This window comes from Elusimicrobiota bacterium (assembly GCA_016721625.1).
In the GTDB taxonomy this organism is placed as follows: Bacteria; Elusimicrobiota; Elusimicrobia; order FEN-1173; family FEN-1173; genus JADKHR01.
In genome coordinates this window covers 810,612-826,079 of sequence record JADKHR010000001.1, presented here as the reverse complement: position 1 = coordinate 826,079, position 15,468 = coordinate 810,612, and the positions used below count along the sequence as shown (strand labels likewise).

Sequence of the window (15,468 nt, the reverse complement as noted above, 5' to 3'; positions counted from 1 at the left end):
GAAGGGAACCCTGTTCACCCCGCCTTGATGATCTGGCGGAGGACGGCGGGGAGGATTCCGCCGTGGGCCAGGTAGTCGATTTCCACGGGAGCGTCGACTCGGGCCAAGGCGCGGAAGGAGACCGAAGATCCGTCCGCCCGACGGGCCGCCACGGCGAGAATTTTTCGCGGGGTCAAGGCATCGGCGATCCCCGTCACATCGAAGAGTTCTTTCCCGGTCAAGCCCAGGGTGTCGCGGGTTTCGCCGGGCAGAAACTGCAGGGGAAGAACGCCCATACCCACCAGATTCGAGCGGTGAATCCGTTCGTAACTCTCGGCGATCACGGCGCGGACCCCCAAAAGGCGGGTCCCCTTGGCCGCCCAATCGCGGGAGGAGCCGGAACCGTATTCCTTCCCCGCGAGCACCACTAGCGGCACCCCGTCTTTTTGGTAGCGGATCGAGGCGTCGTAAATGGCCAGGCGGTCGCCGGAGGGTTGATGCTCGGTTACGCCCCCTTCCACGCCCGGGACCAGAAGGTTCTTCAATCGAATGTTGGCGAAAGTGCCGCGGATCATCACCTCGTGGTTTCCACGCCGGGCGCCGTAGGAATTGAAATCTTTCTTGGCGACCCCGAGGGAGACCAAATACCGACCGGCGGGACTGTCTTCCGCGATGGATCCGGCGGGAGAAATGTGGTCCGTGGTGACGGAGTCCCCTAAAACGGCCAGGGCCCGGGCGCCCCGGATGTCCGCCAGAACGCCCGATTCCAGGCCCATGCCCTCAAAGTAGGGGGGCTTCTTGATGTAGGTGGACCCGGCGTCCCACCCGTAGCGATCTCCCTCAGGGGCGGCCAGCGCGTTCCATTGGTCGTCCCCCCGGGCGGCGACCGCGTACCGGGTTTTGAACATGTCGGACCGCACGGCGTTCCGCACGGCATCCAAAACCTCTTTTTCCGTGGGCCAGATGTCCTTTAAATAAACGGGCCCCTTCGGGCCATGCCCCAAGGGTTCCGTGGTCAAATCCACGTCCATCCGTCCGGCCAAGGCGTAGGCCACCACCAGCGGGGGGGAAGCCAGGTAGTTGGCTTTGACGTGGGGGTTGATCCGGCCTTCGAAGTTGCGGTTTCCGGAAAGCACGGCCGTGGCCACCAGGTTTCCATCTTTGATGGCCTTGGAAACGGAGTCCGGCAAAGGGCCGCTGTTCCCGATGCAGGTGGTGCAACCGTAGCCGACGAGATGAAAATTCAGTTTTTCCAAATAGCCCGTGAGCCCGGCCGCGTCCAAGTAATCGGTCACCACGCGGGACCCCGGGGCCAGGCTGGTCTTGATATGAGGGGCCACGCGCAATCCTTTTTCCACCGCCTTTTTGGCCAGGAGCCCGGCGCCGATCATGACGGACGGGTTGGACGTGTTGGTGCAACTCGTGATGGCCGCCAGCACCACGCTCCCGTGGGCGATCTCCGCCCGGTTTCCTCCGACATCGACGGTGGATTTGTGCCCGAGGGCGGCGGCGGGGAGTTCAAACCCGCGTTCTTTGACTGGGGCCGCCAGGGCCTTTAAAAAGGATGTCTTTGCGTCTTTGAGCGACACCCGGTCCTGGGGCCGCTTGGGCCCGGCGATGGACGGGACGATGGATCCCAGGTCCAGTTCCAAAACGTCGGAGTAGGACGGTTCGGGGGTTTGATCCGTCCGGAAAAGCCCCTGGGTTTTGCAATAGAGCTCCACCAACTGAACCTGTTCCTCCGTCCGGCCGGTGAGACGCAAATAGGCCAAAGTTTCCTGGTCCACGGGAAAAAATCCGGCGGTGGCCCCGTACTCGGGAGCCATGTTGGCGATGGTGGCCCGGTCCGGCAGGGAAAGGCCCGAAAGTCCCGGCCCGAAAAATTCAACGAATTTGCCCACCACATTTTTCTTCCGCAAAAGCTGAGTGACGGTCAGGACCGCGTCCGTGGCCGTGGCCCCAACCGGAAGCCGCCCGGAAATCCGCACGCCCAAAACCTCGGGGATCAAGAGGGCCATGGGTTGGCCGAGGAGGGCCGCCTCGGCCTCGATCCCTCCCACGCCCCACCCCAAAACCCCCAGCCCGTTGATCATGGTGGTGTGGGAATCCGTCCCGATCACCGTGTCGAAATGAGCCACGGCGTCCGTCCCGGAACGGTCCACCGCCACCACGGGGGCCAGATATTCCAGGTTCACTTGGTGAACGATCCCCGTGTCGGGGGGGATGGTGCGGAAATTGCGCAGGGCTTTCTGGCCCCACTTAAGGAAGGCGTATCGTTCGCGGTTCCGGGCGTATTCCATCTCCGCGTTTTTCCGAAAGGCGTCGGGGGAACCGAAAAGGTCCACCTGCACGGAATGGTCGATCACGAGGTCCACGGGGAAAAGCGGGTTGATCCGTTTCGGGTCCACCCCAAAGGAGGCCGCGGCGTCCCGCATGGCGGCCAGGTCCACCACCACGGGCACCCCCGTGAAATCCTGAAGCAGGACCCGGGAGGCGATGAAGGGGATTTCTTTTTCCGGCAGGTTTGTTGGGGTCCAGCGGGCCAGGTTCTCGACATCTTCCTTCGTCACCAACCGCCCGTCTTCCGTGCGCAGTAAATCTTCCAACAAAACGCGGATGGAATAAGGGAGTTTTTCCATGTTCACTCCCAGCCGGGAACCCAGGGCGGGGAGTGAAAAGAAGGACACCGAATTTCTCAGGGCGGTATTCGTGCCAAAACTATTTAACGGTTTATGAGCCATGGCCGTATTCTCCAAAAGGAAAGAAAGGACGCGACGGCATTCTACAAAAAATCATCCATGGAACCATTTGTCCGGGAAAAAACTTGTTACAAAAAATTTACAAGTTGTTAAGGCGGTCTTTGCCAGTCAAATTCAATAATCATCCCATGGATCGTACCTTTTCGTTCGGAGGAACCTCATGGTATTCACTCAACGCTTTGTCGTAAAAATTAAAACGGCCGTCGCGGCGCTGACGTCGTTCGGGTTCCTGTTTTCCACGGTGGCGGCTCCCGTGGCCGAGGCTAATTTCTGGCAGGAACGCCGTCAGGCCGCCGATCGGTCCAACCGGCCCGAGGAAAAGACCTCCCCTCTTTACGCCCGTCTCCCCGGCGCCATGGAACTGGACCTCGCGCTCCCGTCCGTCACTCCTTCGCTGGCCGGAGCCCTGAGCTCGGCTTCGACGGGGGAGATCCGCGCCCGCGTGGCCTCCAGCGTGCGCGCCTCCGACCTTCCCGCATGGCTCCGCCGCCTGCCTTCCTCCGCGGGTGAAATCCGCCGCGTCCGGCTGACGAAAAATCCCGGTAAATCCCTCGCGGTGGTTTTGATTCAAGACGTCCACGATGTCGTCTCCGCCCAGAAAAACATCGCCCAAATCCTCTCCCACATCGACGCCGCGGCCGGGGGTGAAAAAGTGATGGTCGGGGTGGAGGGCGCCGTTGGAAAATTCGATCTCGCGCCTTACCGAGCCCAGCGGATTTTCAAGGGACACCCCCTCACCTGCGAGATCTTGCTGAACAACCACTTGATCGCCGCCCCGGAATTTTTCGCTTTCCAATCCGAAAACGAGCCTTTCCTGTGGGGAATCGAAACCCCGGCGGACTACATCGAAAACGTTTCGGCCTACCGCGCTGGCCACCCCCTTGTTCCCGCGGTGGAACGGGGTCTGTCCGAGGCGGGGCAAGCGCTGGCCCACCGGTCCTCGGCTATTTTCTCCCCGGATTTGAAAACCTTGGAAGCCACCTTGTCGGGATACGCGAAAGGGACTGTCCCCTTTTCGGACTATATTCGTGCGTTGGCGGGACGAATCCCGGTGGAAACCCAGGGGGCGGAAGTTTCCAAACTCCTGCGGGCTTTGGACATGGAGAGCCGTATGGATTTTGCCCGGGTCGAGCGCGAACGGACGGACCTGATCCAGGCCCTGGCGCAAAAACTGGACCCCGCCTCGCTCCAGAACCTCCTGGCCTCGTCCCTGGCCTACCGGGCCGGGAACCTGACCTACAGCGACTATTTCAAGGGACTGAAGTCTCTGACCGCCCGGAAAGGTCTTTCGTGGAAAGATTTCCCTGCCTTCGATCGTTACGTGGAATACGTTCTTCTTTCAGAGAGTATCGACAAGTTCGCTCTCTTCGACCAGGTGGACGCCTTAAAAGCCAAAGCGCAAGCAACCGCCGCCAAGACGGACCAAGAGCGCGCGCTGATGTCTTTGGCCGAAGACCTGCGGCTCCTGGACCGGTTGGTTCGAAACGAGTTCGGTCCGGCCGAATGGCACAGCTATCAGGCCCGCCGACCCGATCTCTCCCGCTTAAACGAACGTCTTTTCCAGGCCCTGGGAGGAAAAACCGTTCGGGTTCCCGCGCCCGAAACCCTGGCGGTGTTTGAGCGGTTCTATCAAGCCGCCGATAAACGCAATCAATCCCTTTCCGAGAACCTCCTAGCCAAAGCGCGGGAATCCAAGTCCCGCGTCCTGGTCATGATCGCCGGGGGGTTCCACACCCCGGCCTTGGAGAAAGCCCTTGAAACCGCCGGCGCCTCGGTGGTCACCGTGACGCCCCAGGTGGGTGACCTCCCCAAAGACGCCCGCTACCTGGATTTCTTCGTGGCCAAACACGTCCCTCTGGAAAAAATGCTCGTTGGCGAACGTCTCTACGTAGCGCCCTATCACGGGATCAGCGAGCCGATCCAGGTTCCGGGAGAGGGTTTAAATCGGGGCCCGGAGGCGGTGGGAGCCCTCGCCGCCGCCGTGGAGGCGGTCCTTGGGGGAGAGGCGGCCCGGCAGACCGCCGAATCGGGGTTGGCGGACCGCGTGGGTATCGTCAGTCACCCGAACGGCATCGTTGAGGCCACCGCTGACCGGGGAACAGCGGAAGTGACCGTCGTCGCCGGCCCCACCATCGAGGCGATCGCCGCCCTCGCGAGAGGGAAAGGATACGAGGGGAAAATATTGAACGCGGGGAACGGCGGGGTGCCCGTCGCCGTGATCACGTCGAAACCCCAGGGCGTCGTTGATTCTTCCTTGGCGGCGTTTCGGCGGTTCCTCTCCCGGTTTATGGATGTCGCGCGAGGGGCGGGGCGGTCCGTGTTCGCATCGGTGGTGTCGGCGGGGGAAAGGTTCTCCCGTATACGGGTCGGTTCACCGCCGGCGGGAATGGCGTCCCGTCAGGGGGGGATGGTTAATTTGGTGACCTCCCACCCAGAGGGGAAGGTTGATTTGAACAGCCTTCAGCGGTCCGTCAAAGGTTTGATGACGGATTACGAGAAATCCCAACGCACGAACACTCTTGAAGGATGGCTGGAGGATGCCCCCTTTGTTTACATTCGTGTCCTCGCTTTCATCGAGCAGGCCGAAGCCTTTGAAAAAAAGTTAAACGCTGACCCCGCCCAGGCCGGGATAAAAGAAGTGGCTCAGCAGGAAATTCTTAAGGGCGTGTCGGCGGTTATGGAATTACCCCAGATGAGTTACGCCATCCCATCGGAAATGAAAAAGTCCGTCGATGGTTTGCAGGGCCGGCTCTCCGGCCTGGCCATTCGGGTGGGGACTTCCATAGAGAGATCCCGGGTGGACGCCATTGAGGATTTGTTCCTCGCCGATAAAGCTCTTGCCGCTCAGCAAAATAAAGAAGGGGTGCGGGCGATGATGGGCCGCTCCCACATCACTCATTCGGGCGGTGGGGCGAAAATCGAGACCCTCTACCCCGACGATTTCTCGCCTTACGAATCCCGCGGACAAATTTGGGCCCCCTACATGACCGTTGCGATGGTCCGTGCCTTAATCATCAAATCCGGATTGAAGCTTGATGAAGCAAAAAATGTGATGCTCCCCGCCGATGTGGACAAAGACATAGTCGATTTTGTCGTTGAGGCCGTCGCTCGCCAGGAAGGTTCGCAGGGGTGGACCGCCGATCAGCGGCTCCAGGCCTACGCGAAATATGAAGGGGAGGCCTTCAAATCTCCAGAACAGACGTTGGTCGTGGCCAAGGCCATCGGCGACCCCGTCGCCTCGTTCCTGGGCAGAGGCGAAACTCTTAGCGATGAGGAACGCGAAGTAGCCATGAAAAAATACCTGGATTTTTGCGCTTCTTTTCGCCGAGCGATGAATTTTCTGAAAATCAGGGAACTCTGGGCCGACAAGCGGGGTCATTTGGATCCGGTCGCCTTGCAAGCCGTTAAAGACGTCAAAGGCGCCTTCCTCCCGCAGGAACTTGCGGAGAACGGTTTGGATGATGAAACCTTGACGATGCGGGTGGTGGCTTTGCATCAAGCCTGGGAGGTTCTTTCGTTGGCGGCTCGTGGACGAATGCCTTTGGCCGCCAACTTTAAACCCCGGGTGACCCAACGAGTTCTGAAAAAGGCCATGGAGTTGGTCGCTTTGGCGGGAGGAATGGCGTCCCGTTGGAACGATTCTCTACGTGGTTTGGTTAAAGAAGGCCTGCTGAGAACCGTTCCGGAGGGCCCTCGGCAAGTCGCTGTTCACTGGTTGCCGGGATTCAGCGGCATTGGATTGCTCCTGGATAGTTTGGCCACGAAGGGGGGGGGGCGGCTTTCAACGGTTGTGAGCCCGTTCACCTGGATCGATATCATGAAGGAAATTTACCGCGGGCGTAGCGCCGCTGGGAACGAAGGAAAGCTTGTTTCAGTCCACACCATCCTTCAAAATCCGGGGGAGGCACTGAAACTGGATTCCACTGGACATTTCCTGTTTGACGAGCAGGGGAAGATTCAGCGCGTCGATGGAAAAGTGTTAGGGCATGGAAATGTTCGGGGAGCGGCCGCGTCGATGCTTAAATCGCTTGCGGAGGGAACGCCCTACGGACTTTGGCGGGCGGGCGACGGGCCTCTCGCCCAAATCGGGTTGTCCCAAATGGAGGAAGTTCGCGATCGAATGGTGGTCGAGGCGGAAAAGGGCGCGCCTCTGGCGCATGTGGCGATTGCCAATTGGCGGACCGTCGGACAACTTGGCGGGGGAGCGGTCGCTGTCGAAGGAACGCCCTCCCTTTACGATACGTTGATCCCCAACACCCCCAACCGGAATGGTTTCGTCCCCAACAAAGACATCACGATGTTTTCAACCTTCGAAAACGCGATCAACTATGCGTCCTTCCTCTACGCGGTCAGCGGAGGGATTAACATCGAAAACCGTCCTTTGATGACCTGGACCGACTATGTGGCTGTTTCCGCTTTAAATCAGAGGGCTCTCTACAACCTTTCAATCCGCCTGGCGAAGCTCACCCCGGATCAGGTGTTGCAGATAACCGATCGCTTCATAAATTTATTGCCTTCAGAATATGTCGAAAAGAAGGATGGGGACGCTACCTTCTGGCAACCAGAGCAAATCAGCGGCATGTGGCACGGGGTTTTGCCGGAAGCCGTCAAGGCTCGAATGATGGAAGATCCAACCCGGGACAAAACGGTTCCCGTCCCTGCGAATATGAATTTGGTTTATGTCGACATCAGCTTGAACGAGGTTGAGATCCTTTCCAAGGGGACGAAAAAATACACTGGCCCAGTCCCTTCTTTCGCCGAGGTCAAATCGGCGCCGGGTTTGTACGCCATTCTTGAATCCGTCCAACAAATTATCGTCCGGGCGGCGAAGGACGGTCTATTTTCAAATAAAGTTCTCGAGGAAGCCCAGCGGACCCTTCCCAGGCGGAAAGAGGCTGGTTTCATTTTGGGTTATGGTTCTTTCCTTCCCTTGGGGATCCTGGCGGCGCTGGCGATGGCGGTGATGGCAGGGGGGTGGGCGGACCCCGTCGGGTTGTGGGAGGGGATGAAGGGACTCTTGGACCTGGCCGGTTCGTGGACGGGGTTTCATTTTTCGGCGGGGGATTTGGCGGTGCTCGCGGTCGGATCGGTCGCGCCGGGTCTGGGCCAGGTTTTGGTTCAGGATTCCGTCTCCCGCGGGACCACTCCAAAGGTTACGCAGGAACTCCCGAAGGAATGGTTGGAGGCTGTTCAGCGAGATCTTAAAAGGAAAGGGTTCGAAATTGTTCCGAGGGAAAAGGCGGCCGCTTCCGTTCTTTCTTATCTTGCGGACGGGATGGCCTATGTGCGATCCGTGACCCCGGGACAAGAATCGCAGGAGTTCGACGATAGTGGGACCTTTCGACAGGCTCTCCAGACGGGGCGGGTCGTCGTTTTCCTACACCCCGGGGCACCCCAGAACCCGAAATTTTATTGGGCTCCCAACGCTACGCCCGGGTCCGGAAAACAGGGTGGTTTTTTAAACATCGGAGTTTTCATCGATGGCCTGAAGAGGCTTTTAGAGAAGTTTCTGACCCCGAAGCCCTCCGCGGATAGGCGCTCGCTTTATGAGCGGGCCGGGGGGCGTCCGCTATGGGACCAGCTGATCCCGCGGGTCCAACCCCAGCTGGGAGACCTTCAAGTGACCGCGATGGATCTGATGAACCAAACCGTTCGGGAGTTGGACGGTCTTGGGGAATTGGCGGTCCCCCTCGTTTCCAAAGCGGCCTTTGAAGGGACGGCGGTTCAGGCCTTGTTGACCGCCTCCCTGGCCCAGAATGCCAACCCGACCACCGTTTCTTCCTTCGCGGGCCAAGTGAAAACGACCCTGGGGAAATTCGCCAAAACGATTTTTGGGGAGACGGTGGGAAATGAATTGACCCGATACGCGGGCCCTCTCTTCGCGCTCACCAAATGGTCCGATCCCGTTGGGTTCGTGGCCATCGGAGAGGCGAAGAGCGGGGTTCTCGAGGAATACCTCATCACCGAACACACGGTCCCCGACATGTTGGAAAATGTCCTGGATGAGACCGAACGGCTTGCCGACGCCATTCGGGAGGGGCAGGTGGCTCCAAGAGAGGCCCCGGTACGGGTGATCCTCGTTAAGCCGGAAGCCCGGGAGCGGTTCTCCCCGGAACTTCTGGCCCGGCTGACCGCCTTGAAAGGGCCCAGCATTAAAATCATCGAGTGGTCCGCCACGGCGGACGAATCGGACCTTGCCCAACAGGTGACGCGGAGTTTGGACGGCATTCATCGGGCCGCCCGGACGATGGGGTTGACGGTAAAGATGATCACAGACGCTCCGACCGCCTCGCTGTTGAAAGAGCAAGGTTTCGACCAGACAACGGCGGAGCTCCTCATCTGGATCATGGCGGGAACCGCCGTGCCGGTGACCGAAGGCATTGAAAACGGCGTCCGGAGCATCCTGGCGGCCCTGAAGAACGCCTAACGCCGGAGCGTCCATCGGTTTGAAAGCGGCCCTCCCGCCGGTTTTTGCGGGGGGGCCGCTGTATTTTTAAAGGAGGTTCCGGTGCGTGGGGGTCCGTTGGCGGGAAACGAGGAAGGGTCCGAACAACGTTTGGAGATCGTTGAGGAATTTTAGGAATTCTTCCAACGTCGGAGAAGGAGCGGGCGGGGCCGAACGGAATTGTGCCGCCCGCCTAAAATTGAGCCCGTCTTCCTTAAACCCGCTGGCTTCCTCAGGGGTAAGGCGCAAGGCCTTCCTCCCGAAGCAAGCGGTCCAAATCTGGTTCCCGATCGAACACGCGGAAATAATCCCGTACCAAACCCAGGTCCATGGCATTTCGGTGCCTTCGAAGCAGAGAACGGATGTCGGACATATCTTGGTTTTCGCGATGGGGGTCGTTGACGGCCGATTGGACTTTAAGACCGATCAGGTCTTCCGGGAGGATGGTCTTGAACCCTCGGACCGCGCCCAGTCCATCGATGGTGCGGGCGCGATTCAGCATAGCCAAGGCGTAGGGCCGGTGCGCGAGCAGAAAATCCACCCGTCCCAGGGCCGGCGTTTTTCCGAAGAAGTTAAGGACGTCCTCGCTTTCGTGCATCAGCGCAAACCCCGCCTCCGCCATGACCGGCTTGATCCGGTCGGCGTCTCGGGCTAAAATCAAAAAATCAACATCGGTGGTGCTCCGGGTGATCCCGGCCGCTTGAAGAGCGAACCCCCCGATGAAAGCGGCCTTCACTTCCAGTCGCTCAAACGCTTCACGCAAGAGGGTCAGTGTGCCCACAAAATCCATGGGCCCATTATACCCCCGGCCCGCCGAGTTCACAAGGGAAACGGTTTTCGAAGGACGGGAAGTCTCGAACGAAAATAAAGGCATTGACCTCCCCTTAATCCCCTCCTTAGGGAAGGAGGGGAAATATGAAGAGGCAAAAAAACGGGGGCCTGTGTCACCCTCCCCTGGCCAAGGGGCGCCCGTCGCAGAGCTCCGGACACCTGGGGCGCCAGAGCCGCTGATGCGGCCGTTCGCAGAGCTCGCGGCACCTGGGGCGGCAGAGCCGCTGATGCGGCCGTTCGCAGAGCTCGCGGCACCTGGGGCGGCAGAGCCGCTGATGCGGCCGTTCGCAGAGCTCGCGGCACCTGGGGCGGCAGAGCCGCTGATGCGGCCGTTCGCAGAGCTCGCGGCACCTGGGGCGGCAGAGCCGCTGATGCGGGGTTGGGGAGGGGGGTGAAACCAAGACGTGGAACCCGATCCCATGGGGAGGGTGGGGGAGAGGGCTTTCTTTCTGGTAAAATAAAGGAGTTCGATTGAACGGGATGGTGAAAGAGGTCCATATGAATCGTAAAAAAAAGTCCGCTGTGTCTGTTCGTAAAAAAAAGGTTGCTTCCAAGGGAAAAAAATCCCCGCGGGTGTCCACCGTGGCGCCGTCCGATTATACCCCCGAACTGCTTCGACTGTGTGTCCAAGCCAAAGAGGCGAGCCGGGTTTTGGCGGGAACCTCTGTGGACCAGCGGAACCGGGCGCTTTTGGCCATGGCCGAGGCCCTGGAAAAAAACAAGGTGGACATCCTTTTCCGCAACGAGATCGACATCGAGGCGGGGCGGCGGTCGGGGCTTTCCCCGGCGTTGTTGGACCGCTTGGCGCTCACGGCCCGGCGGGTGACGGATATGGCCCAGGGCCTCCGGGAGGTGGCGGAATTACCGGATCCCCTGGCGGAAATCACCGACCAATGGGACCGTCCCAGCGGGCTCAAGGTCCAAAAGATCCGGGTTCCCCTGGGGGTGATCGCCATGATCTATGAAGCCCGGCCGAACGTGACGGTGGACGCCACGGGGCTCTGTCTGAAGGCCGGAAACGCGGTGGTTCTCCGGGGTGGAAAAGAGGCCGTGGACTCCAACACGGTTTTGGTCCGCGTTCTTAAGGACGCGCTCGCGGGGGTGGGTTTGCCCGCGTCGGCCGTGCAGTTCGTCGGGACCACGGACCGCTCGGTGATTCGGGACCTGGTGCGCATGGATCGGTTCATCGATTTGGTCATCCCGCGCGGGGGGGAAGAGATGGTGAACGCCATCCGGGAAATGGCGACGGTTCCCGTGCTTTCCCACGGGAAGGGGCTCTGTTCGGTGTACGTGGACAAAGACGCCGATCTCGGAATGGCGGAACGGATCGCGTTCAACGCCAAGGTTCAACGCCCCGGCGTCTGCAACGCCATGGAAACCCTGTTGGTCCACCGCGACCTCGCCGGAACGTTCATTCCGGGAATGGTTCGGCGCTTCGCTGAAAACCGGGTGACGGTCCGCGGCGACGCCGCCGTCCAACTCTGGGGCGGCGCGGCGGTGGTCCCGGCCAAGGCGGATGATTTTGACATGGAATTTTTGGATCTGGAACTGGCGATGAGGGTCGTTGATTCCGTCGAGGAGGCCGTGGCCCACATCAACACGCACGGCAGTCATCATTCCGACGCCATCGTGACCCAAAACGAAGAAACGGCCCGGCGGTTTATGTCGGAGGTGGACTCGGCCGCTGTATTTCACAACGCCTCCACGCGCTTGCACGACGGCGGCGCTTTGGGGTTGGGGTCCGAAATGGGGATCTCCACCCAAAAGCTACATGCCCGCGGGAGCATGGGCTTGCGGGAACTCACCACCACTAAGTATTTGGTCCGCGGTTCAGGACAAATTCGGGAATAACGGCGAAGCCCTTTTTGCCTGAGCGAAAGGTGAAACGTCGGGGCGTTCTTCCCGCTTTTGGGTTTTTCGGCGGGTCTTTCGATCCTCTGCAGAAGGGGCATATCGCCTTGGCGTTGGCCGCGCTTCGGGAGCGGCGGCTGGGCCGGGTGTATTTGGTCCCGGCCGCGCGGTCGCCCCTGAAAAAGGGGGGAACCCGCGCCTCGGCCCAGGATCGCGCGGCCATGGTTCGCGCGGGGATTCGGGGTCGGCGCGGGCTGGCGCTGGGATCTTGGGAGTTGAACCGTCCGGGACCGTCCTACACGTTCCAAACATTGCGGCGCCTCCGGCGGGTGTTTCCCGGGCGGCGGTGGGAACTGATTTTAGGCGAGGATTCCTGGCGGAATTTTCGCCGGTGGCGGCGCTGGCGGGAAATCGCCGGCCGCTATCCCTTGATTGTCGGAAAGCGGGCCGGTCCGGGGCCGACCCGGGGACCGGCGGGGGCCTTTTTCCTCCGGGCGCGGCTTCCAGCGGTTTCCTCCACGGACGTCCGTCACTCCCTTGGCGCCGGTCGTTCCGCCGTTCGCGGGGTGCCCGGGCCCGTGTTGGAATACATCAAAAGGAAAGGCCTTTACCGTTGAAATCGCAAAAAGAAAATCCGTTTTCGCGGCCGTGAGGAAAAAACGCGGGTCCTGGAAACTCTGGCGGCTTCGTTGTCCGCTCCCCGCCTGCGGCATTCTTTATCGGTGGCGCGCTGGGCCGGCGAGTTGGCCCGTCTCCATGGGGCGGATCCGGATCAGGCCGTCCGGGCGGGACTTCTACACGATTGGGCGAAGGAGTGGTCTCCCGCGCGATTGCGGGGCTACGTCCGGAAACACGGGGTTTCCGTTCCCGGGTTGAATCTCATTTTAGAACACCGACGGGAAGGGCTCCTGCACGGGTATGTGTCGGCCCATCGGGCGGGCCGGCGGGGCTGGGCCGGGGCGCCCGCGACGCGGGCCGCCATGGCGCGGCACACCCTGGGACACGGGCGGATGACTCTCCTGGACAAGATCCTTTACGTCGCCGATTTTTCTTCCCCGGACCGCCGAACCCCCGAATCCGTCCGTGTTCGTCGGTTGGCGAGGCGGGACCTCGAGGGAGCCCTGCGCGCGGCGGCGGGGTACAAAATTCAATGGGTGGTGCGGCGCGGTGGGTTCCTCCATCCGGCCACGGTGGCGATGTGGAACGCGTTGGCGAAGAGCCGAGCGTGACGGTTTCCCCCGGCGTGGCTTGGCTTCGCGGCCTGGCGGGGGCCGGCGTGGCGGTGGTTTTGCTCCTGTGCCTGGTGGCCACCCGCTCGCCCGTGGCCCGGGCCATTCGGCGGGGAGAGCCGATCTCCGGCGCGGTGATCGGGACCGATCTGGCGGAACACGCGCCGCACTCCGACACGCTGATGGTTTGGCTCTATCGTCCGTCGGAAGGACAGTTGGACGTTCTTTCTATCCCCCGGGACACGCGGGTGGACTTGCCAGGATACCGTTTTCGACGTATAAATGAGGTGTTCGCTTACCATTACGCCCAGGGGCGGGATCCGGACGCGGCGTCCCTCCAGGTGTGTCGGGCAGTGGGGCAACTTCTGGCCCGGGCCGGGGCGGCGTTGGAACCCAGCTATTACGTGCAGGTCGACTTTGACGGGTTCCGCCGGGTGATCGATCGGTTGGGCGGGGTCGTGGTCTCGGTGGACGAGCCCATGGATTACGACGACGCCGCGGGAAATTTTCACGTGCACCTGGCCACCGGCGTCGCCACGCTGAAAGGCCAGGACGCCTTGGGTTTCGTGCGGTTCCGCGGTCGGAGCGGCGACCGGGGACGGATTTTGCGGCAGATGGAATTTGTCCGGGCCCTTTCGAAACGGCTGGCTTCTCCCGGGATCCTCTGGCGAGGGCCTCGGGCGACGGTGGAGGCGTGGCGGGCGGTGCGGACCAACCTGCCGTTTTGGGACTTGGTCTTTCTCTCGGTGGAAGCCCGGCGGATGACGTCCCAGCGGGTCAACACGGTGCTTCTTCCGGGGCGGCCCCGGGGCGCCACCTGGGAGATGGACGTGGAGCGGGCTTCCTTTGTCCTGTCCCGTTTGGGCATCGCCCGGGGAGGGCCCACGGAGATCGCGCCGCCGGATCCAGGTCCCGTGATGGAGGCGGGCGGCGAAGAGGAGGACGCGGGGGGGCCGTCTTCCCCGGAGGTATCCGCCGGGCCGGTGACGGTGAAAGTGTGGAACGCATCCGGGCGGCTGGGTTTGGCCATCGCGGTGACGCGGCGCCTGCGCGGAGCGGGGTTTGACGTCGTGGAGTGGGGTAATTATAATGGGCACCAAAAGAAAAGCCGCGTGATCGACCGTTCGGGGCGCTTCGAACAGGCGCGCCGGGTGGCCGAGGCTCTGGGGTTGGTCTCGCTTTATTCGGATGCGGATCCGGCCTTGCGCACGGATGTGGAAGTCTTGCTGGGTGAGGATTTTAGATCAACGGACGTTCGCTAAGGAGTGACGCCATGGAAATGATCGACATTTTACGCGCCGCGGTGAAACAAGGCGCCTCCGATGTTCATTTGCTGATCGGCCGCCCGCCCATGACCCGGCTGAACGGGGAGGTTCAAGAATTGGCGGAGTTCCCGCCGCTCTCAGCGGAAGAGTCCAAGCGGATCGTCTATTCCATTCTTTACGAGGAACAGAAACAACGGTTCGAGGAGGAGCTGGAACTGGATTGTTCCTTCGCCATTTCCGGCCTCGCCCGCTTCCGCGTGAACGTTCTCCTTCAAATGAACGGCATCGAATGCGTGATCCGGGTGATCTCCTCAAAGATCCCGACGCCGGACGACATTAAACTGACCGACGCCGTCTTGGAGTTCGCCAACCTCCCGAGAGGCCTGGTCCTGGTGACCGGCGCCACCGGGGCCGGCAAGTCCACGACCCTCGCCTGCCTGATCGAACTTATCAACCAGGCCCGCCGCCAGCATGTTTTGACGATCGAAGACCCCATCGAATTTGTCTACGAACCCAAACGGTGCATCATCCGCCAAAGGGAGGTCGGGGCCTCCACCCGGAGTTTTCAAGAAGCGTTGAAGCACGCCCTTCGGCAAGATCCCGACGTCCTTTTGATCGGGGAAATGCGGGACATGGAAACCATTTCCCTGGCCCTGACCGCCGCGGAAACCGGCCATCTCTGCTTCGCCACCCTGCACACCACCGACGCCGCCCAAACCGTGGACCGTATCATCGACGTGTTTCCGCCCCACCAGCAACAACAGGTCCGGGTTCAACTGTCGACGGTGTTGAAGGGTGTGGTTTGCCAGACCCTCCTCCCCACCGCGGACGGCACCGGACGCGTGGCCGCCCGGGAGATCATGGTGGTCACGCCGGCCATCGCCAATTTGATCCGCGAGGGAAAAACCCACATGGTCTACAACGCCATCGAGACCGGTTCCAAGTTCGGCATGGTCCCGCTGGACCGGGCCATGGCGGATCTGGTGAACACCGGCGCCGTTTCGTTCGACGATGCGCTGGCCAAGTCCTCCGACCCCGAGAAAATCAGGGAATTGACCGGTCGTGCGACGGGCGGTCGCGGTTCCTCCCGCACCCCGGTCTACTGAGAT

At 61.2% G+C, this 15,468-nt stretch carries 8 protein-coding genes; 6 read left to right on the top strand and 2 right to left on the bottom strand.

All coding sequences use genetic code 11. The features are described from left to right. Positions 1-14: 14 nt before the first annotated feature. Entirely contained in the window at positions 15-2,720 is a 2,706-nt protein-coding gene (gene acnA, locus IPP35_03555) for an aconitate hydratase AcnA (GenBank protein MBL0058185.1), read from the bottom strand. A gap of 178 nt (positions 2,721-2,898) precedes the next feature. Here acnA and IPP35_03550 point away from each other — a divergent pair, with 178 nt between their 5' ends. Continuing rightward, on the top strand, positions 2,899-9,165 hold the full coding sequence (locus IPP35_03550; protein ID MBL0058184.1) for a hypothetical protein: 6,267 nt from the start codon (positions 2,899-2,901) through the stop codon (positions 9,163-9,165). Positions 9,166-9,415: 250 nt separating this feature from the next. Here the strand turns inward: IPP35_03550 and IPP35_03545 are convergent, their stop codons facing one another. Beyond that, entirely contained in the window at positions 9,416-10,057 is a 642-nt protein-coding gene (locus tag IPP35_03545; protein MBL0058183.1) for a hypothetical protein, read from the bottom strand. A gap of 455 nt (positions 10,058-10,512) precedes the next feature. Between IPP35_03545 and IPP35_03540 the strand changes: the two genes are divergently transcribed. The 5 genes from IPP35_03540 (at position 10,513) to IPP35_03520 (ending at position 15,465) form a co-directional block, all read left to right on the top strand. After that, positions 10,513-11,865 (top strand): glutamate-5-semialdehyde dehydrogenase, encoded by a 1,353-nt coding sequence (locus IPP35_03540; protein ID MBL0058182.1) that lies wholly within the window; start codon positions 10,513-10,515, stop codon positions 11,863-11,865. 14 nt (positions 11,866-11,879) lie between these two features. Next, positions 11,880-12,482, top strand: a complete 603-nt coding sequence (gene nadD / locus IPP35_03535) for a nicotinate (nicotinamide) nucleotide adenylyltransferase (protein MBL0058181.1) — start codon at positions 11,880-11,882, stop codon at positions 12,480-12,482. Positions 12,483-12,554: 72 nt separating this feature from the next. After that, positions 12,555-13,094 (top strand): bis(5'-nucleosyl)-tetraphosphatase (symmetrical) YqeK, encoded by a 540-nt coding sequence (gene yqeK / locus IPP35_03530; protein ID MBL0058180.1) that lies wholly within the window; start codon positions 12,555-12,557, stop codon positions 13,092-13,094. Continuing rightward, on the top strand, positions 13,091-14,356 hold the full coding sequence (locus IPP35_03525; GenBank protein ID MBL0058179.1) for an LCP family protein: 1,266 nt from the start codon (positions 13,091-13,093) through the stop codon (positions 14,354-14,356). Before yqeK ends, IPP35_03525 begins: the two co-directional genes overlap by 4 nt. A 17-nt stretch (positions 14,357-14,373) precedes the next feature. Next, positions 14,374-15,465 (top strand): type IV pilus twitching motility protein PilT, encoded by a 1,092-nt coding sequence (locus IPP35_03520; GenBank protein MBL0058178.1) that lies wholly within the window; start codon positions 14,374-14,376, stop codon positions 15,463-15,465. Positions 15,466-15,468 lie beyond the last annotated feature (3 nt).